18 protein-coding genes, 1 tRNA gene and 1 pseudogene are annotated in these 23,308 nt (G+C 62.7%); 16 read left to right on the forward strand and 4 right to left on the reverse strand.

What is annotated here, in order from left to right; all coding sequences use genetic code 11:
• From ASD71_RS27280 to rpoC, 10 genes and pseudogenes are all read left to right on the forward strand, one after another.
• Positions 1 to 231, forward strand: a pseudogene (locus ASD71_RS27280) (elongation factor Tu); the annotation flags it as partial.
• A gap of 132 nt (positions 232 to 363) precedes the next feature.
• A tRNA-Trp gene (locus tag ASD71_RS27285) sits at positions 364 to 439 on the forward strand.
• Positions 440 to 503: 64 nt separating this feature from the next.
• Entirely contained in the window at positions 504 to 884 is a 381-nt protein-coding gene (gene secE / locus ASD71_RS27290; protein ID WP_056571941.1) for a preprotein translocase subunit SecE, read from the forward strand.
• A gap of 9 nt (positions 885 to 893) precedes the next feature.
• A complete protein-coding gene (gene nusG / locus ASD71_RS27295; protein ID WP_056571943.1) occupies positions 894 to 1,427 on the forward strand; it encodes a transcription termination/antitermination protein NusG in 534 nt (177 codons plus the stop codon).
• A 63-nt stretch (positions 1,428 to 1,490) separates the two neighbouring features.
• Positions 1,491 to 1,922, forward strand: a complete 432-nt coding sequence (rplK, locus tag ASD71_RS27300) for a 50S ribosomal protein L11 (RefSeq protein WP_056571946.1) — start codon at positions 1,491 to 1,493, stop codon at positions 1,920 to 1,922.
• Positions 1,923 to 1,924: 2 nt separating this feature from the next.
• Positions 1,925 to 2,626, forward strand: a complete 702-nt coding sequence (gene rplA / locus ASD71_RS27305; protein WP_056571949.1) for a 50S ribosomal protein L1 — start codon at positions 1,925 to 1,927, stop codon at positions 2,624 to 2,626.
• A 273-nt stretch (positions 2,627 to 2,899) separates the two neighbouring features.
• Complete coding sequence (rplJ, locus tag ASD71_RS27310) at positions 2,900 to 3,424, forward strand: 50S ribosomal protein L10 (protein WP_056571952.1); 525 nt, start codon at positions 2,900 to 2,902, stop codon at positions 3,422 to 3,424.
• Positions 3,425 to 3,505: 81 nt separating this feature from the next.
• Positions 3,506 to 3,886 (forward strand): 50S ribosomal protein L7/L12, encoded by a 381-nt coding sequence (gene rplL / locus ASD71_RS27315; protein WP_008157777.1) that lies wholly within the window; start codon positions 3,506 to 3,508, stop codon positions 3,884 to 3,886.
• 161 nt (positions 3,887 to 4,047) lie between these two features.
• Positions 4,048 to 8,160: a DNA-directed RNA polymerase subunit beta gene (gene rpoB / locus ASD71_RS27320; RefSeq protein ID WP_056571955.1), complete on the forward strand. Its 4,113-nt coding sequence runs from the start codon at positions 4,048 to 4,050 to the stop codon at positions 8,158 to 8,160.
• Positions 8,160 to 12,404 (forward strand): DNA-directed RNA polymerase subunit beta', encoded by a 4,245-nt coding sequence (gene rpoC, locus ASD71_RS27325; RefSeq protein ID WP_056571958.1) that lies wholly within the window; start codon positions 8,160 to 8,162, stop codon positions 12,402 to 12,404. The genes rpoB and rpoC overlap by 1 nt, the downstream gene beginning before the upstream one ends.
• Before the next feature lie 114 nt (positions 12,405 to 12,518).
• Here rpoC and ASD71_RS27330 read toward each other — a convergent pair whose 3' ends face one another.
• Entirely contained in the window at positions 12,519 to 12,914 is a 396-nt protein-coding gene (locus tag ASD71_RS27330) for a TssQ family T6SS-associated lipoprotein (protein ID WP_056571960.1), read from the reverse strand.
• 155 nt (positions 12,915 to 13,069) lie between these two features.
• Here ASD71_RS27330 and ASD71_RS27335 point away from each other — a divergent pair, with 155 nt between their 5' ends.
• Positions 13,070 to 14,347 (forward strand): hypothetical protein, encoded by a 1,278-nt coding sequence (locus ASD71_RS27335; RefSeq protein ID WP_056571976.1) that lies wholly within the window; start codon positions 13,070 to 13,072, stop codon positions 14,345 to 14,347.
• Positions 14,348 to 14,357: 10 nt separating this feature from the next.
• On the opposite strand, the gene ASD71_RS27340 is transcribed toward ASD71_RS27335, so the two are convergent.
• From ASD71_RS27340 to ASD71_RS27350, 3 genes are read right to left on the reverse strand one after another with little or no spacing between them, the layout of a single operon-like run.
• Positions 14,358 to 16,661: a CHASE2 domain-containing protein gene (locus ASD71_RS27340; RefSeq protein WP_056571963.1), complete on the reverse strand. Its 2,304-nt coding sequence runs from the start codon at positions 16,659 to 16,661 to the stop codon at positions 14,358 to 14,360.
• A gap of 10 nt (positions 16,662 to 16,671) precedes the next feature.
• Positions 16,672 to 17,778: a FecR domain-containing protein gene (locus ASD71_RS27345; protein WP_056571966.1), complete on the reverse strand. Its 1,107-nt coding sequence runs from the start codon at positions 17,776 to 17,778 to the stop codon at positions 16,672 to 16,674.
• A gap of 34 nt (positions 17,779 to 17,812) precedes the next feature.
• On the reverse strand, positions 17,813 to 18,529 hold the full coding sequence (locus tag ASD71_RS27350) for a response regulator transcription factor (protein ID WP_056571968.1): 717 nt from the start codon (positions 18,527 to 18,529) through the stop codon (positions 17,813 to 17,815).
• A gap of 259 nt (positions 18,530 to 18,788) precedes the next feature.
• Here ASD71_RS27350 and ASD71_RS27355 point away from each other — a divergent pair, with 259 nt between their 5' ends.
• From ASD71_RS27355 to ASD71_RS27860, 5 genes are all read left to right on the forward strand, one after another.
• Entirely contained in the window at positions 18,789 to 19,490 is a 702-nt protein-coding gene (locus tag ASD71_RS27355) for a response regulator transcription factor (RefSeq protein ID WP_056571970.1), read from the forward strand.
• A 507-nt stretch (positions 19,491 to 19,997) separates the two neighbouring features.
• Entirely contained in the window at positions 19,998 to 20,375 is a 378-nt protein-coding gene (gene rpsL / locus ASD71_RS27360; protein WP_005017264.1) for a 30S ribosomal protein S12, read from the forward strand.
• 166 nt (positions 20,376 to 20,541) lie between these two features.
• On the forward strand, positions 20,542 to 21,012 hold the full coding sequence (gene rpsG, locus ASD71_RS27365; protein WP_006389600.1) for a 30S ribosomal protein S7: 471 nt from the start codon (positions 20,542 to 20,544) through the stop codon (positions 21,010 to 21,012).
• An 18-nt stretch (positions 21,013 to 21,030) separates the two neighbouring features.
• Positions 21,031 to 23,133: an elongation factor G gene (gene fusA, locus ASD71_RS27370; RefSeq protein ID WP_056571973.1), complete on the forward strand. Its 2,103-nt coding sequence runs from the start codon at positions 21,031 to 21,033 to the stop codon at positions 23,131 to 23,133.
• A 77-nt stretch (positions 23,134 to 23,210) separates the two neighbouring features.
• Positions 23,211 to 23,308 (forward strand): GTP-binding protein (locus tag ASD71_RS27860; protein WP_033453371.1); only part of this gene is annotated, 98 nt, incomplete at its 3' end.

Here is a 23,308-nt window from a genome sequence, read left to right on the forward strand (position 1 = left end):
CGTCACACCCCGTTCTTCCAAGGCTATCGTCCCCAGTTCTACTTCCGCACGACGGACGTGACGGGCACGATCGAACTGCCGGCCGACAAGGAAATGGTCCTGCCGGGCGACAACGTGGCCATGACGGTCAAGCTGTTGGCCCCGATCGCCATGGAAGAAGGTCTGCGTTTCGCCATCCGTGAAGGCGGTCGTACCGTCGGCGCCGGCGTCGTCGCCAAGATCCTGAAGTAAGCAATACCCAGATGGGTAGGGTGGGCATTCATGCCCCTCTATCCATCTTTGCTGTAAAAGTAGTACTATGTATGGTTCCGCAAGCCAATGCACGGCGGAACAGTAGTTTGATGTGAGTAGTTTGATGTGTTTAGGGGCATAGCTCAATTGGCAGAGCGTCGGTCTCCAAAACCGAAGGTTGTAGGTTCGATTCCTACTGCCCCTGCCACCGCCAGGATAAACCCGCGGGAGATCATCGCGAGTTACGCATTCACGGCGGCTCGCGTCGCAATATGTCTAATACCAGCGTTGAAACCGTAACCAGTACCGCCGACCGGGTCAAGCTCGGACTGGCGGTTCTCGTCGTTATTGCTGGCATCGTCGGGTTTTCCGTGCTCAGCGCACAGCCGATGGCTGCCCGTATCGGTGTGTTCGTGGGTGGCCTCGTGATCGCAGCCGCGATTGCCTGGTTCAGCGAACCCGGTCGCCGCACTCTGAGCTTTGCCAGCGAGTCCTACAACGAAGTCAAGCGTGTCGCGTGGCCCACTCGCAAGGAAACGACCCAGATGACGGGTATCGTTTTTGCGTTTGTGGCGGTCATGGGCATTTTCATGTGGGTGCTCGACAAGGGCATCGAATGGATTCTCTACGGCCTGCTGTTGGGCTGGAAATAAGGACGGCAAATGAGTAAGCGTTGGTATGTCGTCCATGTGTATTCCGGCATGGAAAAAAGCGTCCACAAGGCCCTGAACGAGCGCATCGAGCGCGCGGCCCTGCAAACGTCTTTCGGCCGCATCCTTGTGCCCTCCGAAGAAGTCGTCGAGGTCAAGGGTGGTCAGAAGTCGATCACCGAGCGCCGCATTTTCCCCGGTTACGTCCTGGTTGAAATGGACCTGACCGACGAAACGTGGCACCTGGTCAAGAACACCAACCGAGTCACCGGCTTTTTGGGCGGCTCGGGCAATCGTCCGACCCCGATTTCCGAAAAGGAAGTCGAAAAGATCCTCTCCCAGATGGAAGAGGGCGTCGAGAAACCCCGCCCCAAGATCCTGTTCGAAGTGGGCGAGATGGTTCGGGTCAAGGAAGGTCCGTTTGCGGACTTCAACGGCAACGTCGAAGAAGTCAACTACGAAAAGAGCAAGGTTCGTGTGTCCGTCACCATTTTTGGTCGCGCCACGCCCGTCGAGCTCGATTTCAGCCAGGTCGAGAAGACCTGAATTTAACCCCCGGGGAGCCCTGTCCGTGTAGGCCAGGGCGATATCACCCGCAAGGAGCAAAGCATGGCGAAAAAGATCGTCGGCTTTATCAAGCTGCAAGTACCGGCTGGTAAGGCTAACCCCTCCCCCCCGATTGGCCCGGCTCTGGGTCAGCGCGGCCTGAACATCATGGAATTCTGCAAGGCGTTCAACGCCAAGACCCAAGGCATGGAGCCTGGTCTGCCGATTCCGGTGGTGATCACCGCCTTCGCTGACAAGAGCTTCACCTTCATCATGAAGACCCCGCCCGCGACGGTCCTCATCAAGAAGGCCGCTGGCGTGCAAAAGGGTTCGCCCAAGCCGCATACCGACAAGGTCGGCACGCTGACGCGCGCGCAAGCTGAAGAAATCGCCAAGGCCAAGGGTCCCGACCTGACCGCCTCCGATCTGGAAGCCGCAGTGCGCACGATCGCTGGCAGCGCCCGCAGCATGGGCATCACGGTTGAGGGGATCTAATCATGGCTAAGTTGTCCAAGCGCGCCGCCGCTATTGCACAAAAGATCGACCGCACCAAGCTGTACCCGGTCGCTGAAGCCCTGACCCTGGTCAAGGACACCGCCGTCGCCAAGTTCAATGAATCCATTGACGTGGCCGTGCAACTCGGCATCGACCCGAAGAAGTCGGACCAACTGGTCCGCGGTTCGGTCGTGCTGCCCGCCGGCACCGGCAAGTCGGTTCGCGTCGCCGTGTTCGCCCAAGGCGACAAGGCTGAGGCCGCCAAGGCTGCTGGCGCTGACATCGTTGGTCTGGACGACCTGGCCGACAGCATCAAGGCCGGTCAAATGGACTTTGACGTCGTCATCGCCTCGCCCGACACGATGCGTGTCGTCGGCGCCCTGGGTCAGATCCTGGGCCCGCGCGGCCTGATGCCGAACCCGAAGGTCGGCACCGTGACCCCCGACGTCGCGACCGCTGTGAAGAACGCCAAGGCCGGTCAGGTTCAGTACCGTACCGACAAGGCTGGCATCATCCACGCAACGATCGGCCGCGCGTCGTTCGGCGTGGAACAGCTGCAAACCAACCTGGCCGCCCTGGTCGACGCCCTGCAAAAGGCTCGTCCCGCGGCTGCCAAGGGCATTTACCTGCGCAAGCTCGCCGTTTCGTCCACGATGGGCGGCGGTGCGCGTGTGGAAATTGCCTCGCTGTCGGCTTCCAACTAAGCCAACAGCAGTAAACGTACTTTGGGCTGCATCCGGAACCTTCCGGATGTTGCTGTCAAAGACCGCTGGAGCAGGGCAGTGGAGGGGAGCTACCTTCCGCAAGGAAAGCAGTATCGCCGCTGCCCCGCTTAATACCGGAGCTCACACAGTCCGGATCCAGCGTAGACGGCGTCCCCAGGAAGATTTCTTTACCCGAAGAACTCGTCCAGGCGCCGCATTCGGTTGACGCGCAAGGCTCCGGCCCCAAGCGTCTTTTGATGGAGTGTTCAAACCGTGAGTCTCAATCGTCAAGAGAAAGCGGTGGTAATCGAGGAAGTCTCGGCGGTTGTCGCCAAGGCCCAATCGATTGTTATCGCTGAGTACCGTGGTCTGGACGTCGCCTCTGTCACCGTACTGCGCAAAACTGCGCGTGAATCGGGCGTGTATCTGCGTGTTCTGAAGAACTCGCTGGCCCGTCGTGCTGTTGCCGGCACGGCTTTCGAGCCGTTGGCTGAGCAACTGACCGGTCCGCTGATCTATGGCATCAGCGCTGATCCGGTTTCGGCGGCCAAGGTCATTGCTGGTTTCGCAAAAAGCAACGATAAGCTGGTCATCAAGGCGGGCGCTCTGCCCAACAACTTGCTGAACCAAGAAGGTGTGAAGGCTCTGGCCACCATGCCCTCGCGCGAAGAGTTGCTGTCGAAGCTGCTTGGCACCATGCAAGCCCCCATCGCGCAATTCGTGCGTACGCTCAACGAAGTTCCGACCAAGTTCGCCCGTGGCCTCGCCGCCGTGCGCGACCAGAAGGCAGCGGCCTAATCGCCCTGCTGTCCGGAATTCGCTGAACGACGAAGCGACACCCAAACCCTGGCATTACCAAAATATTTGGAGTTCTGAAAAATGGCACTTAACAAAGCTGAAATCCTTGACGCCATCGCTGGCATGACCGTGCTCGAGCTGTCCGAGCTGATCAAGGAAATGGAAGAGAAGTTCGGCGTGTCGGCTGCTGCCGCTGCCGTCGCTGTTGCTGCTCCCGCCGCTGGTGGCGCTGCCGCCGCTGCTGAAGAGCAAACCGAGTTCACCGTCGTCCTGCAAGAAGCCGGCGCGAACAAGGTCAGCGTCATCAAGGCCGTGCGCGAGCTGACCGGTCTGGGTCTGAAGGAAGCCAAGGACCTGGTCGACGGCGCTCCGAAGCCCGTCAAGGAAGCTGTGGCCAAGGCTGATGCCGAAGCCGCCAAGAAGAAGCTGGAAGAAGCTGGCGCCAAGGTCGAAGTCAAGTAAGACCTGCGTCAACTGCCCGGGGACAGCACAGTTTGCAGTCCCCGGGCTTTTGCGTTTCCAGGAAACCCCTACTGGGGGTATGCCCATTCAGTGGGGTTTCCTGGAGTCGTATCACCTGGGGCCGTGGTTGACGGCCCATGCAACCTCGAGTCGGAGTGCTCATGCCTTACTCGTACACCGAAAAAAAGCGCATCCGCAAAAGCTTCGCCAAGCGTGAAGACGTTCAAAACGTTCCCTTCCTTTTGGCGACTCAGCTTCAATCCTACCTAACTTTCCTGCAGGCGGATACCGCCCCGTCCGAACGCGTAGCCGACGGTTTGCAGGCGGCGTTCTCGTCGATTTTCCCGATCGTTAGTCACAACGGTATGGCGCGCTTGGAGTTCGTGAGCTACGTGCTCGGCGAACCGGTGTTCGATGTCAAGGAATGTCAGCAACGTGGCCTGACCTATGCCTCGCCCCTGCGAGCCAAGGTCCGCCTGGTGCTGCTTGACCGCGAAGTCAGCAAGCCCACCGTGAAGGAAGTGAAGGAACAAGAAGTCTACATGGGCGAAATTCCGCTCATGACGGGCACGGGTTCCTTCGTCATCAACGGCACGGAGCGTGTCATCGTTTCGCAGCTGCACCGTTCGCCTGGCGTGTTCTTCGAACACGACCGCGGCAAAACGCACAGCTCGGGCAAGCTCCTGTTCTCGGCCCGCGTGATTCCTTACCGCGGTTCGTGGCTGGACTTCGAATTCGACCCGAAGGACGTCCTGTTCTTCCGCGTCGACCGCCGCCGCAAGATGCCTGTCACGATCCTGTGCAAGGCCATCGGCATGACGCCGGAATCCATCCTGGCCAACTTCTTCGACTTCGACAACTTCGAATTGAAGAGCGAAGGCGCGATGATGGAATTCGTGCCTGAGCGTTGGAAGGGCGAAATGGCCCGTTTCGATATCGCCGACCGTTCGGGTAAGGTGATCGTCGAAAAGGACAAGCGCATCAACGCCAAGCACTTGCGCGACCTGGCTGCCGGCGGCATCCAGCGCATCTCCGTGCCGGAAGATTTCCTGTACGGCCGCGTGCTGGCCAAGAACATCGTTGACGAAGAAACCGGCGAAGTCATCGCCAACGCCAACGACGAGATCACGGAAAGCGTGCTGGGCGCCCTGCGCGCCGCCAACGTGCACGACTTCCAGGCGCTGTACACCAACGACCTGGATCGTGGTCCCTACATCTCGCAAACGCTGCGCACCGATGAAACCGCCGACCAGATGGCCGCGCGCGTTGCCATCTACCGCATGATGCGTCCTGGCGAGCCGCCCACCGAAGAAGCGGTGGAAGCGCTGTTCCAGCGTCTGTTCTACAGCGAAGAGACGTACGATCTGTCGCGCGTCGGCCGCATGAAGGTCAACAGCCGTCTGGGCCGTGGTGAGGACATCACCGGCCCGATGACGCTGACCAACGAAGACATCCTTGAAACCATCAAGGTGCTGGTTGAGCTGCGTAACGGCCGTGGTCAGATCGATGACATCGATCACTTGGGCAACCGCCGCGTGCGTTGCGTCGGCGAACTGGCCGAAAACCAGTTCCGCGCCGGTCTCGTGCGCGTCGAGCGCGCCGTCAAGGAACGTCTGGGCCAGGCCGAGACGGAAAACCTGATGCCGCACGACCTGATCAACTCCAAGCCGATCTCGGCAGCCATCAAGGAGTTCTTCGGTTCGAGCCAGCTGTCGCAGTTCATGGACCAGACCAACCCGCTGTCGGAAATCACGCACAAGCGTCGTGTTTCCGCACTGGGCCCGGGCGGTCTGACCCGCGAGCGCGCCGGCTTTGAAGTCCGCGACGTGCACCCGACCCACTACGGCCGCGTCTGCCCGATCGAAACGCCGGAAGGCCCGAACATCGGTCTGATCAACTCCATGGCGCTGTACGCTCGCTTGAACGAGTACGGCTTCCTGGAAACGCCTTACCGCAAGATCATCGACGGCCGCGTCAGCGAGCAGATCGATTACCTGTCGGCCATCGAAGAAAGCCACTACGTCATCGCGCAGGCCAACGCCGCGCTCGACGAAGAAGGCCGTTTCGTGGACGACCTGGTCGCCTGCCGTGAAGCTGGCGAAACGATGCTGACCGCCCCGGCCAACGTGCACTACATGGACGTTGCCCCGTCGCAGATCGTGTCGGTTGCTGCCTCGCTGATTCCGTTCCTGGAGCACGACGACGCGAACCGCGCACTGATGGGCGCCAACATGCAACGTCAGGCCGTGCCTTGCTTGCGTCCGGAAAAGCCGGTCGTGGGTACGGGTATCGAGCGCACCGTGGCCGTTGACTCGGGCACCACCGTGCAGGCACTGCGTGGCGGCCTGGTCGACCACGTCGATGCCGAGCGCGTCGTGATTCGCGTGAACGACGAAGAAAACGTCGCCGGCGAAGTTGGCGTCGACATCTACAACCTGATCAAGTACACGCGTTCCAACCAGAACACGAACATCAACCAGCGTCCGATCGTCAAGCGTGGCGACCGCGTTGCCAAGGGCGACGTGCTGGCTGACGGCGCATCGACCGACCTGGGCGAACTCGCCCTGGGTCAGAACATGCTGATCGCGTTCATGCCCTGGAACGGCTACAACTTCGAAGACTCGATCCTGATCTCCGAAAAGGTTGTGGCGGATGACCGCTACACCTCGGTGCACATCGAGGAACTGACGGTTGTCGCCCGCGACACGAAGCTCGGACCGGAAGAAATCACCCGCGACATCAGCAACCTGGCTGAAACGCAGTTGAACCGTCTGGACGATTCCGGCATCACCTACATCGGCGCCGAAGTCAGCGCTGACGACGTGCTGGTCGGCAAGGTCACGCCCAAGGGCGAAACCCAGCTGACGCCGGAAGAAAAGCTGCTGCGCGCCATCTTCGGTGAAAAGGCGTCCGACGTTAAGGACACCTCGCTGCGCGTGCCCTCGGGCATGACCGGCACCGTGATCGACGTGCAGGTGTTCACGCGTGAAGGCATCGTGCGCGACAAGCGCGCCCAGTCCATCATCGACGATGAACTGCGCCGCTATCGCCAGGACCTGAACGACCAGCTGCGCATCGTTGAAAACGACCAGTTCGATCGTATCGAGAAGATGCTGATCAACAAGACCGTCAACGGCGGCCCGCGCAAGCTGGCCAAGGGCGCGACGATCACCAAGGCCTACCTGGCTGACCTGGATCGCTGGCAGTGGTTCGACATCCGTCTGGCCGATGAGCCGCACGCTGTCGTGCTGGAGCAGGCCAAGGAATCGCTCGAGCAGAAGCGTCACCAGTTCGATCTGGCCTTCGAGGAGAAGCGCAAGAAGCTGACGCAAGGCGACGAGCTGCCTCCGGGCGTGCTGAAGATGATCAAGGTCTACCTGGCCGTGAAGCGTCGTCTGCAGCCTGGCGACAAGATGGCAGGCCGTCACGGCAACAAGGGTGTCGTGTCGCGCATCACGCCGGTGGAAGACATGCCCCACATGGCTGACGGCACGCCGGCCGACATCGTTCTGAACCCGCTGGGCGTGCCCTCGCGGATGAACGTCGGCCAGGTGCTGGAAGTCCACTTGGGCTGGGCCGCCAAGGGCGTTGGCCATCGCATCGCAGACATGCTGCGCGATGAGCGTTCGGCGCAGGTCAAGAACGTCCGCGCATATCTGGACAAGGTCTACAACACGACCGGCTCCGGCGCGCGCATCGACGAACTGACCGATGACGAAGTCATGGAAATGGCCCAGAACCTCAAGAACGGCGTGCCGTTCGCGACGCCCGTCTTCGACGGCGCGACCGAAGAGGAAATCACCAAGATGCTGGAGCTGGCCTATCCGGACGACGTCGCCGAGCGCATGGCGCTGACGCCTTCGCGTACGCAGGCATGGCTGTTCGACGGCCGCACGGGCGAGCAATTCGAGCGCCCCGTGACGGTCGGCTACATGCACTACCTGAAGCTGCACCACTTGGTCGACGACAAGATGCACGCGCGTTCCACCGGCCCGTACTCGCTGGTGACTCAGCAGCCGCTGGGCGGCAAGGCGCAGTTCGGTGGCCAGCGTTTCGGGGAAATGGAAGTGTGGGCGCTGGAAGCATACGGCGCCGCCTACACCCTGCAGGAAATGCTGACGGTGAAGTCGGACGACATCAACGGTCGTACCAAGGTTTACGAAAACATCGTCAAGGGCGACCACGTGATCGATGCCGGCATGCCGGAATCGTTCAACGTTCTGGTCAAGGAAATCCGCTCGTTGGCCCTGGACATGGATTTGGAGCGTAACTAATGAAAGCGCTACTCGACCTCTTTAAGCAAGTCTCTCAAGACGAGCAGTTCGATGCCATCAAGATCGGCATCGCCTCGCCCGAGAAGATCCGTTCGTGGTCCTACGGCGAAGTCCGCAAGCCCGAGACGATCAACTACCGCACGTTCAAGCCCGAGCGTGACGGCCTGTTCTGCTCCAAGATCTTTGGCCCGATCAAAGACTACGAGTGCCTGTGCGGCAAGTACAAGCGCCTCAAGCACCGTGGCGTGATCTGCGAGAAGTGCGGCGTGGAAGTCACCGTCGCCAAGGTTCGCCGTGAACGCATGGGCCACATCGAGCTGGCCAGCCCCGTCGCGCACATCTGGTTCCTGAAGAGCCTGCCGTCGCGTCTGGGCATGGTGCTCGACATGACCCTGCGCGACATCGAACGCGTGCTGTACTTCGAAGCCTGGTGCGTGATCGAACCTGGCATGACGCCGCTCAAGCGCGGCCAGATCATGTCGGACGACGATTTCCTGGCCAAGACCGAGGAATACGGCGACGACTTCCGTGCCCTGATGGGCGCGGAAGCCGTGCGTGAACTGCTGCGCACCATCGACATCGACCGCGAAGTGGAAACGCTGCGCGGCGAACTGAAGGCCACCAGCTCGGAAGCCAAGATCAAGAAGATCTCCAAGCGCCTGAAGGTGCTGGAAGGCTTCCAGAAGTCCGGCATCAAGGCCGAGTGGATGGTCATGGAAGTGCTGCCCGTGCTGCCGCCGGACCTGCGTCCGCTGGTGCCGCTGGACGGCGGCCGCTTCGCGACCTCCGACCTGAACGACCTGTACCGCCGCGTCATCAACCGCAACAACCGCCTGAAGCGTCTGCTCGAGCTCAAGGCGCCTGAAATCATCCTGCGCAACGAAAAGCGCATGCTGCAGGAAGCGGTTGACTCGCTGCTGGACAACGGCCGCCGTGGCAAGGCCATGACGGGCGCCAACAAGCGCCAGCTCAAGTCCCTGGCCGACATGATCAAGGGCAAGAGCGGTCGTTTCCGTCAGAACCTGCTGGGCAAGCGCGTCGACTACTCGGGCCGTTCGGTCATCGTGGTGGGTCCGCAGCTCAAGCTGCACCAGTGCGGCCTGCCCAAGCTGATGGCCCTGGAACTGTTCAAGCCGTTCATCTTCAATCGTCTGGAGATGATGGGCCTGGCCACGACCATCAAGGCTGCCAAGAAGCTGGTCGAAAGCCAGGAACCGGTGGTCTGGGACATCCTGGAAGAAGTCATCCGCGAACACCCGGTCATGCTGAACCGTGCGCCGACGCTTCACCGTCTGGGCATCCAGGCGTTCGAGCCGGTGCTGATCGAAGGCAAGGCCATCCAGCTGCACCCGCTGGTTTGCGCGGCGTTCAACGCCGACTTCGACGGTGACCAGATGGCCGTCCACGTGCCGCTGTCGCTGGAAGCCCAGCTGGAAGCGCGCACGCTGATGCTCGCGTCCAACAACGTGCTGTTCCCGGCCAACGGCGAACCGTCGATCGTGCCGTCGCAGGATATCGTGCTGGGTCTGTACTACACGACCCGCGAGCGCATCAACGGCCGTGGCGAAGGCATCTTCTTCACGGACGTCGCTGAAGTTCAGCGCGCCTACGACAACAACGAAGTCGAGCTGCAAAGCCGCGTCACCGTGCGCCTGAAGGAACACGAGCGCGACGAGAACGGCGAATGGCAGCCGGTGATCCGCCGTCACGAGACGACGGTCGGCCGTGCGCTGCTGTCCGAGATCCTGCCCAAGGGCCTGCCCTTCACCGTCCTGAACAAGGCGCTGAAGAAGAAGGAAATCTCGCGCCTGATCAACCAGTCGTTCCGCCGCTGCGGCCTGCGCGACACGGTGATCTTCGCCGACAAGCTGATGCAGTCGGGCTTCCGCCTGGCCACGCGCGGCGGTATCTCGATCGCCATGGGCGACATGCTGATCCCGACCGCCAAGGAAGGCATCCTGGCCGAAGCCAGCCGCGAAGTGAAGGAAATCGACAAGCAGTACTCGTCGGGTCTGGTCACGTCCCAAGAGCGCTACAACAACGTTGTGGACATCTGGGGCAAGGCTGGCGACAAGGTCGGCAAGGCGATGATGGAACAACTGGCCACCGAGCCCGTGACCAACCGTCACGGCGAGGAAGTGCGCCAGGAGTCCTTCAACTCCATCTACATGATGGCTGACTCGGGCGCCCGCGGTTCGGCCGCCCAGATCCGCCAGCTGGCCGGCATGCGCGGCCTGATGGCCAAGCCGGACGGCTCGATTATCGAAACGCCCATTACCGCGAACTTCCGTGAAGGCCTGAACGTACTCCAGTACTTCATCTCCACTCACGGTGCGCGTAAGGGTCTGGCCGATACGGCACTGAAGACCGCGAACTCGGGTTACCTGACTCGCCGTCTGGTCGACGTGACGCAGGATCTGGTCATCACGGAAGACGACTGCGGCACTTCGCAGGGCTACAACATGAAGGCCCTGGTCGAAGGCGGTGAAGTCATCGAACCGCTGCGCGACCGTATCCTCGGCCGCGTCGCTGCCGTGGACATCGTCAACCCGGACACGCAGGAAACGGCCATCGTCGCCGGCACGCTGCTGGACGAAGATCTGGTCGACACCATCGACCGCATCGGCGTGGACGAAGTCAAGGTCCGCACGCCGCTGACCTGCGAAACGCGTCATGGTCTGTGCGCGCACTGCTACGGCCGCGACCTGGGTCGTGGTTCGCCGGTCAACCAGGGCGAGGCAGTTGGCGTTATCGCTGCTCAGTCCATCGGTGAACCGGGCACGCAGCTCACGATGCGTACGTTCCACATCGGTGGCGCGGCATCGCGTTCGGCCCTGGCCAGCGCGGTGGAAACCAAGTCGACGGGTACCGTCGGTTTTGCCAGCACGATGCGCTATGTCACGAACGCCAAGGGCGAACGTGTCGCGATCTCGCGCTCGGGCGAACTGGCGATCTTCGATGACAACGGCCGCGAACGCGAACGTCACAAGATCCCGTACGGCGCGACCGTGCTGGTGGGCGATGGCGAGGCTGTGAAGGCCGGCGCGCGCCTGGCAACGTGGGATCCGCTGACCCGTCCGATCGTGTCGGAATACGGCGGCGCCGTCCGCTTCGAGAACATCGAAGAAGGCGTGACCGTTGCCAAGCAGGTGGACGAAGTCACCGGCCTGTCGACGCTCGTCGTCATCACGCCGAAGACCCGTGGCGGCAAGATCGTCATGCGTCCGCAGATCAAGCTGGTCAACGAGAACGGCGAAGACGTCAAGATCGCCGGCACCGATCACTCGGTGAACATCTCGTTCCCGGTGGGGGCGCTGATCACGGTGCGTGACGGCCAGCAGGTTGCCGTGGGTGAAGTTCTGGCGCGTATTCCGCAAGAATCGCAAAAGACCCGCGACATTACCGGCGGTCTGCCGCGTGTGGCCGAACTGTTCGAAGCCCGTTCGCCGAAGGACGCCGGCATGCTCGCCGACGTCACCGGTACGGTCTCGTTCGGCAAGGACACCAAGGGCAAGCAGCGTCTGGTCATCACCGACCTGGAAGGCGTGAGCCACGAGTTCCTGATTCCGAAGGAAAAGCAGGTTCTGGTGCACGACGGCCAGGTGGTGAACAAGGGCGAAATGATCGTGGACGGCCCGGCCGATCCCCACGACATCCTGCGCCTGCAAGGCATCGAAAAGCTGGCGACGTACATCGTCGACGAAGTGCAGGACGTTTACCGTCTGCAGGGCGTGAAGATCAACGACAAGCACATTGAAGTGATTGTTCGTCAGATGCTGCGCCGTGTGAACATCGTTGACGCGGGCGACACCGAGTTCATCCCGGGCGAGCAAGTCGAGCGCTCCGAGCTGCTCAACGAGAACGACCGCGTCACCGCTGCCGATCTGCGTCCGGCCTCGTACGACAACGTGCTGCTCGGCATCACGAAGGCCTCGCTGTCGACCGACTCGTTCATCTCGGCCGCTTCGTTCCAGGAAACCACCCGTGTCCTGACCGAAGCCGCCATCATGGGCAAGCGCGACGACCTGCGCGGCTTGAAGGAAAACGTCATCGTCGGCCGCCTCATCCCGGCGGGTACCGGCCTGGCTTACCACCATGCACGCCGCGACAAGGAACTGCTGGAGGCCGCGGAACGCGAAGCCGCTCGCCAGCAGGCCAACCCGTTCGAAGACGCACCGGTCACGGTGGGTTCGGACGCCGAGACGCCTGCAACCGATGTGGGAACCGACGACTCCGCCGAATAAGCGGAACGCCCGGACAGGTTTCCGCCGCGAGGCTGCGGTGGAAGCCTGAAAATCAAAAGGCCGCTGATGCGAATCAGAGGCCTTTTTACTTGCGAAAGAAAGGGTGCGGCAGGACTACTTGGCAGCCTGGGCTCGGGCGCGCTGAAAGACCGGTCCCCAGACCGGATGGCCAGCCTCGTTAGGCGCCAGCTCGAACGCCGGATCCAGCACCAGAATGCGCGCGAAGCTGTCCTCACAAAGCTGGGCATAACGCGTCACGCAGTAGCTGAAAGCCTGAAGCTTGTAGGCTTCTATGCGCACCGCTTTGGACGAGGTGGCCAGCGCATCGGATTTGGCGACGCCACGGATGACTTCGCCGTAACGGCCGGCGCTATATTGGTCGCGCACCTGCTGCAGTTCGGCCAGCGCTTCGGCCGTCGGAGGGCTCTCGGGTTGCGGTTTGGAGATGCCCGTGCAACCGGCCAGGAGGGCCGATACGCCAAGCAGACTGCTCAGGATGCGAATTTTCATGGCTTCCAAAGATGTAGGGTGGTGACGCAGTACGCTATCGTGCCACAGCCTGATGCGCTCGGACATTTTCGGCAATGTCCTTACCGTGCGGATTGGATAATATTCCGCCTAAATAGCCCCTGAACCCGTTTTAGCGCGCACGCGCAGCTTCGATGATGTCTACTCCCGCCGGCTTGTTGACGCCGCGTGGCCCGTTTTCCGGCGCCGCGCCGCTGGCCTTGCGCCCGTTGAGCGCCATCGCGGCCAGCGCGGCAGGTGGGGTGCCGGAGTCGCGCATCAAGCGGCTCCTCTCCGATCTCCTTCCTTCCCTTATCGCGCTGCACGCGCAGGGCGAAATCTGCGGCGACATTTCGCTTGAGACGGTCGGCATGGACGAGGGCGCGCGTGCGCATCTGCTGCCCGAACTGGCGGTGGCGCGTTCGCGCCGTTCCAGCCGCACGCCAGCCGCCGGCTTCGCGCCGTTCGAGCTGTACACCGATTCCATGGAATGGCCGCGCGGCCCCTGGTCGGACATCTATTCCCTGTGCGCCGTGGCGTACGCGCTGGTTATTGGCAGCCGGCCGCCGCCGGCGCCGGAGCGCCGCGCCCACGACGACTACGACGCGCTGGCGGAGATGGGGCTGCCCAAGTACAGCCAGGAATTCCTGCGCGTCATCGATGCCGGTTTGTCGATGGATACGAAGGAGCGGCCGCAGTCGCTGGCCGAGCTGGCCAGCCTGCTGGGCGTGGCGGCCTACGACGAACCGGAAGAGCCCGAAGACGAATTGGATGAAGCGGCCAAGGTTGCGCCCGTGGCGGGTTTCCCGGAACGGCGCGAGCCCGCCCGCCGGCGCGGACCGTTGCTGTTTTGGCTGCTCATTCTGGCGCTCATCGGCGCAGGCATCTACGCCTGGTTCCACTGGGGCAAGGGTATGCCCAATGCCCTCATCACCCGATCGGAAGTCGTGCAACCGAACCCGCCCGTCGTGCATCCTTTGCCGCAGACCCCCGCACCCGCGCCGCAGCGGGCCCCGGCGGCAACGGCGGCGCCCGCGGACCTGCCATCCTTGACGTCCAATGGCGCTGCAACGGGGCAGTCAGGCGCAGCCGGGTCTGCCGCCACGTCCGTCCCGCCCACCTCGGGGGCGCAGGCCAATTCCGCCAGTACGGCCGATGCACCGCCAGCGCCCGTAGCGCAGGAACCGGCGCCGGCGACCGCCGAGGAAGCGCCAAAGCCCAAGCCGGTACCCGTTAGCGTTCGGCTGGACATCCACCCCTGGGGTGAAGTCTGGATCAACGGCGTGGCGCGCGGCATCAGTCCGCCGGTCAAGGACCTCAAGCTGATTCCAGGCAAGTATCAGGTGGTCGTGCGCAACGCCGACCTGCCACCCATGCGCATGACGCTCGAGGTCAAGCCGGGCAGGCCCGCAGTCATCTCGCACACCTTCCAGTAGGGAAAGCGGATTACACCTTCGGTAGGTGCAGGATGAACTCGGAGCCTACGCCGAGTTCGCTCTGCACTTCGATACGTCCGCCGTGGCGTTTTGCCACGGTGTGCACAAAGGCCAGTCCCAACCCCGCGCCGCCGACATCCCCCCGCGTTTCAACACCCACGCGCGCAAAGGGCTCGAAGAGCCGGGCAACGTCCTGCGGGGCGATGCCCTGGCCCTGATCGTGGACCCGCACGCGCCAGAAGCCGGGCTGTTCATCGATGCCGCACTCGACACGCGTGCCGTTTGCGCTGTACTTGATGGCGTTGTCGACCAGGTTGCAGAGCGCGCGCATCAGTAGCGTCTGTTCGCCGCGCGTGTAGGCAACCGGCAGCGGCGCACGGGTCTCCAATGCGATGCCGCGCTTGTTGGCGGACGGCCAGAGATCGTCGACGGCGTCCTGCAGCAGGCCGCCCAGATCCAGTTCGATGGTGCTGATCGGCATCGATTCGGCACGCGTCAGATGCACGAAGTCATCGACCAGCGTGAGCGTGCGGTTGGCCAGCATCGCAATGCGTTCGAGTGTGTCGTGCCGCACTTCCTGTTGCCCGCCTTCCCGCGACAACTCCACCAGCGCAAGAATCGAGCTTTGCGGCGCGCGCATGTCGTGCGAGATGAAGCGCAGCGTCTCTTCGCGTTGCCGCTCGGCCTGGCGAATGCTTGAGATGTCGGTCAGCGTGGCGACCGTGCCCGCGAATTGGCCCTCGGCCGTGTGGATGGGGGCGCACTTCAGGATCAGGTCGCGGCCGGCTCGGTCGCGCACTTCAAGGTCCGCGCTCCAGGGGGAGGCGGCGTCGGCCGGCGGGCGGCCGCTCAGCGCCTCGGCCACGCGCGCGCGCGCGGTCTCGTCGGCGAGGGTGTGTTCAAGCAGATGCGCCGCCGGCCGCCCGATGCGGGGCGCACGGATGCCAAGCCGCTGGAAGAACATGATGGCGGCCTGGTTGCGGAATCGCATGCGGCCTTCCTGGTCGAACACCAGCGTCGCATCCGGCATGCCGTCGAGTCCGTCAGCCAGGAACCGCCGCAGGTTGCGCACGCGCGCCAGCGCGCGCCGAAGTTCACCGACCCGGCTCTCCAGCGATGCATTCGGATCGGCGAGCTGCACGCGCGCTTCGTTCAGAATCGGCGGGTACTCGCGCTGCAGGCGCCGCAGCTCCGTGTCCATGTAGCGCAGCGCCGCTTCCTGGTTACGCCAGCTCCAGAGCGGATAGCACAGCGCCACGCCCGCCAATGCGGCGGTCGGTGCGAACCACAGATAGAACTGGGCAAGCAGCAGCCACGATGCCAGCGGGATGGCTGCAAGCAGCGCAAGGCTGACGACCAGCGCCTTCTTGGGGGCGAGGCGCCACAAGGCCAGGCAGGCGAGCAACACCGGCAACAGCGCGAACAGCGCGCTCCACCAGGCCGGCGGCCGCTGGAACGCGATGTCCTCGCGTGCTGCCTGCAGGACGTTGGCGATGATCTCCACGCCCGATATGCCGCTGACGTCGTGCGACACCGGCGTCGGATACTCGTCGCCCAGGCCGGTCGCCCAGGCGCCCACCAGCACATACTTGCCGCGCAGCTCCTCCGGCGGCAGGTCGCCCCGCAGCACCGAAAGGTAGGAGACTGTCCGCACGTGGCCGGGCGGGCCAGCATAGGGAATCAGGATGCGGCCTTCAGCGTTGGCGCGCTTGAGCAACCGTTGGGCGCGATCCGATTCGCCGCCGACCTCGAGCATAGAGATGGCCAGGTGATTCCTGCGGTCGCCCGCAAACTGCGCAGTGAGGGCGGCTTCGCGCACCACGCCGTCCGGGTCGATAACCGCATTGATGAAGCCGGTGGAGGCCGATGCTTGCGCCAGTTCGGGGATCGGCAGGCCGATGGCCGTCGGGTTTTTCAGACGGTCCAGGACCACCGGCAGCACGGTGTGCGCGTTGCGCCGAATGCTGTCCGCCAGGATGGCGTCATCGGCGGCATTGACCTTGTCGGGTTCGGCAAAGATGAGATCCACGCCCACGGCCCGCGCGCCCGCCAGCCGGTCGAGCAAGGCAGCGTGGATGGCACGCCGCCACGGCCAGCGTCCTAGCGCGTCGATGCTCGCGTCGTCGATCGCCACGACAAGGATGTCGGGATCGGCCGGCCGGCCCGTCATCATCACCGCGCGGTCGTAGAAGACCAGGTCTAGACGGCCGAGGCCGTTGAAGGTGCCGAGGAAAGCGGCCAGCGCCGCCAGCGCCAACGTCAGCCACAGCCCGGACCGCCAGGACCGGTCGAGCGCGTCGGCGGGGTCGGCCATGGCGCTTGTCCTAGTACGCCGTCAGCGTCACAAGCCCGCCCGAGCCGCTGCCAACGCCCAGGCCGTAAGACGTCATCAACATGTTCGCGCCCTCAAAGGGGCGGACCGAATCCGCCCCGTGCAGGCCCAGGGCATCGACGGCGCGCACCGACACGTAGAACGTGCCCGGCCCCGGCGCGGAAAAGCGGATGTCATTGGCCGGAAAGCTGGCGGACGAAACGGGCAGCGCGCCGTCGGCATCGCGCGAGACGCGCACCAGATAGCTTCGCGCGCCTTCGACCGGCGCAATAGGCACCGACCACGTGCCGCCCGCGCGCACGGGTTCGCCCAATTGGGGCGCCGCCAACAGCGGGCGCACGTCCGACACGGCGCCGTCGGCGCCCACCGCGGCCCCATAGCCTTGTGCCACCGCGACCGGCTTGGCGGGTGGATCGCCGGGCGCATGTGCCTGCAGGCGCACGCTGCCCTCCAGCACTTCGCTATGGACGCCTTGCGCGGTGCTTTGAACACGGAAGCGCGTTCCTCGCACGCCCGTCACGGCGACCGGCGTGCGGATCTCGAAACGGCCGACGCCTTGACCTGCCGGCGCGACGCTCGATTCCAGGCTGCCGCGCCGCACATTGATCACCGAATCCGTCAGCGCGGTGCCTTCGAACTGGCGCAGGCGCGTGAGGTCCACCGCGCCGTTGGACGGCAGCGTGAGCCGCGACCCATCGGCAAGCTGCAGCGTGACGAAGCCGTTGGGGGCGGTTTCCAGCGTGCTGCCTTCCGCCACCGGCGTTCCCGGCTGCACGGACTTGCCATTCAGGCTGGCCTGGCCGCTGACATGCACTACCTGCGCCTGCGCATCGCGCACCGGAATCATCGCCAGGGGAATGTGCAATTCCAATCCGATGGGCAGCAGTTCCGGGGTGACGACCTTGTTGAGCGTCTGCAGCCGGTTCCAGTTGGCTTGGTTGCGCGTGTACTGCGTGGCCAGTTCGATCAGCGTCTCCCCCTGCCGCACGCGATGAATGAAGTCGTCGCCCAATGCGCCGGCTGGCTGGCTGCGCACCGGGGCGGCCAGCGTCATGCAGGAAACCAGGACAAGCAAAGAAAGCGCGCGGAAGCGGCTCATGGCAAACGATTCTCCAGGGAGTCGGGCGGCGCCGCTACGGCGCGAGGTTCTGGCCGTCGTCGGAAGGGCTGACCAGTTCGAGCCGGTAGCCAAGCGCATAAGAGGAGGTCAGGCGCACACCGTGCTGGGGGCGGAGCTGAAGCTTCTGCCGGATGTTCGACAGGTGCGTGTCCAGCGTGCGCGAGGTGGCGGGGATTTCCCGGTTCCAGACGCACTCGGCGAGCACGTCGCGCGACATGAGCCTGCCGACATTGCGAAAGAACAGCAACGCCAGCTCGAACTCCTTTGGGGCCAGCGAAATGGCAACGTCATCCAGCGAAACGGTGCGCGCCGTGGGGTCGACGCGGTATCGCGCGACGTCGATGGTTTGGTCAACGGACTCGGCGATCTGGCTGCGGCGCAGCAGCGCCGCGACTCGCGCCAGCAGCTCCAGGGGACGCATCGGCTTCACGATGTAGTCGTCCGCGCCCGCGCGCAGGCCCTCGACCAGGTCATCCTCGGCGGACCGGTTGGTCAGGAATATCACGGGAATGCGCGCACCGATGTGTGCACGCAACCAGCGGACCACGTCGTCACCGTCGATGTCGGGCAGGTGCCAGTCCAGCAGCACCAGGTCATACGTTTCAGTGCGAAGGGCGGCGAGCAGATCCCGGCTCTGGTGATAGCTGGTGCAAGCATAGCCGGCGGCGGTCAGAACTTGGTGGATGCGCCGAGCCTGGTCCAGGTCGTCTTCCAGCGACGCGATTTTCATTAGACGAGTTCTCGCGAAAGTTGGCTGCGCAGGCGCGCAACTCGCGACCTAGCAAAACGAAAGGGGGGATTTATGTAAACGAATGATAACTCGGGAAAACCCTTCGGCGGCTACGTTATGGCAAGAACTGTCAAACATTGCAAAGTTGACGAATCTTGACTGGAGTTGTTGCGTTACCGAGCGCCACACTGTTCCAACGATGTCACCAGCCGCGAGACAGCTGGCGGTGCAAGGGGAGGGAATGCAGACCGGAAGAGATATGAATCAATTGCGCATACTTGTGATGTCACCGGACGAAACCGTGCGCGGTTCGTCCGTGTCCACCTTGTTGCAGGCCGGCATCTCGGCCCGCGGCTGCTCGACTTCGCTGGAACTGTTCGGCCTTCTCAGCGGCGCCCACTACGACGCCGTGGTTCTGGACATTGGCGCGTCGGGCGAAATCGGTTACGCCCTGATCGCGCGCCTGCATGGCTCCGCGCCGCTGGGCATTGTGGTGGTGGGAAAGGGCATGTCCGTGGACAGCCGCCTGCGCTGCCTTCAGAGCGGCGCGGATGCCTGTCTGCCCGACCCTCAGGATCCCCGCGAATTGGTGTGCATCCTGCTGGCGCTCGCGCGTCGCCTGCCAACGGCTGCCGATCCCGCCGAGCAGCACGATTCCGGCAGCGGCCGCTGGGAGCTGCGTGACCAAGGGTGGACGCTGACCGCCCCGACTGGCGTAACGCTGTCGCTGTCCGCCAACGAGCGCCTCATTATTCGCGCCTTGCTGAACGTGGCGGGCAAGGCCGTTGACCGCGAGGCCCTTGGAAATGAATTGCAGGTGGAAGGGGGCGCCGCACGCGCCAGCAGCGCGCGCAGCATCGATGTGATTGTCAGCCGGCTACGGCGCAAGGCCGAACAGGCCGGCGTGGTGTTGCCGATCCGCACGGTCTACGGCAGCGGCTATCTTTTTACAGACCGCTAACCGCGCACGCTGTACACTTCGCGATCAACGCCAGAGGGCAGGGATTGCCCGGGTAAGGCGTCGCGGCCGACAACACATCCCGGTCCCGGATCTGCCCGCTACGTGGCCCCAATTTTCGCCAGCGGCTGCTAAATGCCCCGCTTTTCGCGCCAACTTGCCCCTGCGCGACACTTACAAAAAACTTTGACAGCAGCCCTTGATCTCAGTTATGCTAAAGGGCTTACTGCTTTATTTCGCGCGCAAAATCTGCACGCTCAGGCAGACAGTTCAGGAACAAGGCCCAAAGGCGCGTCACGAACCTTTGTCCTTGGCCCAGTTAGTCGCAACTGTTTTTCTGGCTGCACTTGGTTTTGTGCGTTTGTCATGGTTTGTTGGCAAGCCCGCTCTTTTACGTATTTGAACGTTTGAGGCGGTTTTGCGCGAACTGCCTTCTCCGAAAGCTCACCCGCTCCAGGAGACGAGTACGTAAGTACTTACCAGTGGTACGTAAAAGGGATTTCAAAGGTCATGCCTACCATTAGCCAACTCGTGCGCAAGCCGCGCGAAGTCAGCATCATCAAAAGCAAGAGCCCCGCGCTCGAAAACTGCCCGCAACGCCGCGGCGTGTGCACTCGCGTGTACACCACCACCCCCAAGAAGCCGAACTCCGCTCTGCGTAAGGTTGCCAAAGTGCGTCTGACCAACGGTTACGAAGTCATTTCGTACATCGGCGGTGAAGGCCACAACCTGCAAGAGCACTCGGTGGTTCTGGTGCGTGGCGGCCGTGTGAAGGACTTGCCCGGTGTGCGTTATCACATCGTGCGCGGTTCCCTTGACCTGCAAGGCGTCAAGGACCGTAAGCAAGCCCGCTCGAAGTACGGCGCCAAGCGCCCGAAGAAGGCTTAATAGCAAGTCGGCAGTACCCCCATGTGACGGAAGTCCGTCACGAGGGAAGTGCGACCGCGCCGTCCAGATGATGGGAAGGTGCGCGGCACGTAAGGGGTCGTCCCAATGGACGGCCATGGCCGTGTAATGAAACACGGTTCAACTGAACAGACACAAGGAAGCAACAATGCCCCGTCGTCGCGAAGTACCCAAGCGCGAGATTCTGCCCGATCCCAAGTTCGGCAGCGTCGAGCTCGCCAAGTTCATGAACGTCGTCATGCTGGACGGCAAGAAGGCCGTCGCCGAGCGCATCGTTTACGGCGCCCTCGAGCAAGTCGCCACCAAGACCGGCAAAGAGCCGATCGAGGTTTTCAGCCTGGCGATCAACAACATCAAGCCGATCGTCGAAGTGAAGAGCCGCCGCGTTGGCGGTGCCAACTACCAAGTGCCGGTTGAAGTGCGCCCCGTGCGCCGCCTGGCCCTGGCTATGCGTTGGCTCCGTGAAGCCGCCAAGAAGCGTGGCGAGAAGTCGATGGATCTGCGTCTTGCTGGCGAACTGATCGACGCCTCCGAAGGTCGTGGCGCCGCGATGAAGAAGCGCGAAGACACGCACAAGATGGCAGAGGCCAACAAGGCCTTCAGCCATTTCCGCTGGTAATTTAAGGACTAATCCACCATGGCCCGCAAAACCCCGATCGAGCGCTATCGCAACATTGGTATCTCTGCGCACATCGATGCAGGGAAGACCACCACGACCGAACGTATCCTGTTCTATACCGGCGTCAATCACAAGATTGGCGAAGTGCATGATGGCGCAGCCACCATGGACTGGATGGAGCAAGAGCAAGAGCGTGGCATCACCATTACGTCGGCTGCTACGACGGCGTTTTGGCGTGGCATGGCCGGCAATTACCCCGAGCACCGCATCAACATCATCGACACCCCGGGACACGTGGACTTCACCATCGAGGTGGAACGTTCCATGCGCGTCCTGGACGGTGCCTGCATGGTCTACTGCGCGGTGGGCGGTGTTCAGCCCCAGTCCGAAACCGTGTGGCGCCAAGCCAACAAGTACGGCGTGCCGCGTCTGGCCTTCGTCAACAAGATGGACCGCACCGGCGCCAACTTCTTCAAGGTCTATGACCAGCTGAAGAACCGCCTGCGCGCCAATCCCGTGCCGATCGTCATTCCCATCGGCGCCGAAGACACGTTCCAAGGCGTGGTCGACCTGGTCAAGATGAAGGCGATCATTTGGGACGAAGCCAGCCAAGGCACCAAGTTCGACTACAAGGACGTTCCGGCCGAGCTGGAAGGTCTGGCGAACGAATGGCGTGAAAAGCTGGTTGAAGCCGCCGCTGAGTCGTCGGAAGAGCTGATGAACAAGTACCTGGAAACGGGTTCCTTGGACGAAGCCGAAATCAACCTGGCCATCCGTCAACGCACCATCGCTGGCGAAATCCAGCCGATGCTGTGCGGCACCGCCTTCAAGAACAAGGGCGTGCAGCGCATGCTGGACGCGGTCATCGACTACCTGCCTTCGCCCGTGGACATTCCCCCGGTCGACGGCCAGGACGACGATGGCAACGCGATCAAGCGTAATGCTGACGACTCCGAGAAGTTCTCGGCCCTGGCATTCAAGCTGATGAGCGATCCGTTCGTGGGTCAATTGACCTTCGTGCGTGTGTACTCGGGCGTCCTGAAGTCGGGCGATACGGTCTACAACCCCATCAAGGGCAAGAAGGAACGTATCGGCCGCATTCTGCAGATGCACGCGAACAACCGCGAAGAAATCAAGGAAGTGTTGGCAGGCGACATCGCCGCCGTGGTCGGCCTGAAGGACGTGACCACCGGCGAAACGCTGTGCGACATCGACTCCCACATCTTGCTCGAACGCATGATTTTCCCGGAGCCCGTGATTTCGCAGGCCGTCGAACCCAAGTCGAAGGCTGACCAGGAAAAGATGGGTCTGGCGCTGTCGCGTCTGGCTCAGGAAGATCCGTCGTTCCGCGTGCGCAGCGACGAAGAATCCGGCCAAACCATCATTTCCGGCATGGGCGAGCTCCACCTGGAAATTCTGGTCGACCGCATGAAGCGCGAATTCGGCGTGGAAGCCAACGTCGGCAAGCCGCAAGTGGCCTACCGCGAAACCATCCGCAAGGTCTGCGAAGAAGTCGAAGGCAAGTTCGTCAAGCAGTCGGGCGGTCGTGGTCAGTACGGTCACGTGGTGCTGAAGGTCGAGCCCCTGGCTCCTGGCGGTGGCTACGAATTCGTGGACGCCATCAAGGGCGGTGTGGTTCCTCGCGAATACATCCCCGCGGTGGACAAGGGCGTGCAGGAAACGCTGCCTTCGGGCATCCTGGCTGGCTACCCGGTCGTGGACGTCAAGGTCACGCTGTTCTTCGGTTCGTACCACGATGTGGACTCGAACGAAAACGCGTTCAAGATGGCCGGTTCGATGGCATTCAAGGAAGGCATGCGCAAGGCTAGCCCCGTGCTGCTGGAACCGATGATGGCCGTCGAAGTCGAAACGCCGGAAGACTACGCTGGCACCGTGATGGGCGATCTGTCCTCGCGTCGCGGCATGGTCCAAGGCATGGACGACATGGTTGGCGGTGGCAAGACCATCAAGGCTGAAGTGCCCCTGGCCGAGATGTTCGGTTACGCCACGAACCTGCGTTCGCTGACGCAAGGCCGTGCAACGTACACGATGGAATTCAAGCATTACTCCGAGGCTCCCAAGAACGTCGCTGACGAAGTCATCGCCGCTCGGGCCAAGTAAATAACCCTTGCCGGGTCCGTCCATCCGGACGGCCCCGGCAGAAATCAAGTTTCCTTGAAAGTCAAAGGATAGAGATCATGGCAAAAGGCAAGTTTGAACGTACCAAGCCGCACGTGAACGTGGGTACGATTGGTCACGTTGACCACGGCAAAACGACGTTGACGGCGGCGATCAC

This window comes from Achromobacter sp. Root565 (assembly GCF_001427425.1).
Taxonomy (GTDB): domain Bacteria; phylum Pseudomonadota; class Gammaproteobacteria; order Burkholderiales; family Burkholderiaceae_B; genus Achromobacter; species Achromobacter spanius_D.

What these genes read in the sequence shown, in the direction of transcription:
- ASD71_RS27335 (WP_056571976.1), top strand. Translation starts at nt 13,070, where the DNA reads ATGTCTACTCCCGCCGGCTTGTTGACGCCGCGTGGCCCGTTTTCCGGC.
- nusG (WP_056571943.1), top strand. Translation starts at nt 894, where the DNA reads ATGAGTAAGCGTTGGTATGTCGTCCATGTGTATTCCGGCATGGAAAAA.
- secE (WP_056571941.1), top strand. Translation starts at nt 504, where the DNA reads ATGTCTAATACCAGCGTTGAAACCGTAACCAGTACCGCCGACCGGGTC.
- ASD71_RS27350 (WP_056571968.1), bottom strand. Translation starts at nt 18,529, where the DNA reads ATGAAAATCGCGTCGCTGGAAGACGACCTGGACCAGGCTCGGCGCATC.
- rpsL (WP_005017264.1), top strand. Translation starts at nt 19,998, where the DNA reads ATGCCTACCATTAGCCAACTCGTGCGCAAGCCGCGCGAAGTCAGCATC.
- rplK (WP_056571946.1), top strand. Translation starts at nt 1,491, where the DNA reads ATGGCGAAAAAGATCGTCGGCTTTATCAAGCTGCAAGTACCGGCTGGT.
- rpsG (WP_006389600.1), top strand. Translation starts at nt 20,542, where the DNA reads ATGCCCCGTCGTCGCGAAGTACCCAAGCGCGAGATTCTGCCCGATCCC.
- ASD71_RS27340 (WP_056571963.1), bottom strand. Translation starts at nt 16,661, where the DNA reads ATGGCCGACCCCGCCGACGCGCTCGACCGGTCCTGGCGGTCCGGGCTG.
- ASD71_RS27330 (WP_056571960.1), bottom strand. Translation starts at nt 12,914, where the DNA reads ATGAAAATTCGCATCCTGAGCAGTCTGCTTGGCGTATCGGCCCTCCTG.
- rplA (WP_056571949.1), top strand. Translation starts at nt 1,925, where the DNA reads ATGGCTAAGTTGTCCAAGCGCGCCGCCGCTATTGCACAAAAGATCGAC.
- rplL (WP_008157777.1), top strand. Translation starts at nt 3,506, where the DNA reads ATGGCACTTAACAAAGCTGAAATCCTTGACGCCATCGCTGGCATGACC.
- ASD71_RS27355 (WP_056571970.1), top strand. Translation starts at nt 18,789, where the DNA reads ATGAATCAATTGCGCATACTTGTGATGTCACCGGACGAAACCGTGCGC.
- rpoB (WP_056571955.1), top strand. Translation starts at nt 4,048, where the DNA reads ATGCCTTACTCGTACACCGAAAAAAAGCGCATCCGCAAAAGCTTCGCC.
- fusA (WP_056571973.1), top strand. Translation starts at nt 21,031, where the DNA reads ATGGCCCGCAAAACCCCGATCGAGCGCTATCGCAACATTGGTATCTCT.
- ASD71_RS27345 (WP_056571966.1), bottom strand. Translation starts at nt 17,778, where the DNA reads ATGAGCCGCTTCCGCGCGCTTTCTTTGCTTGTCCTGGTTTCCTGCATG.
- rpoC (WP_056571958.1), top strand. Translation starts at nt 8,160, where the DNA reads ATGAAAGCGCTACTCGACCTCTTTAAGCAAGTCTCTCAAGACGAGCAG.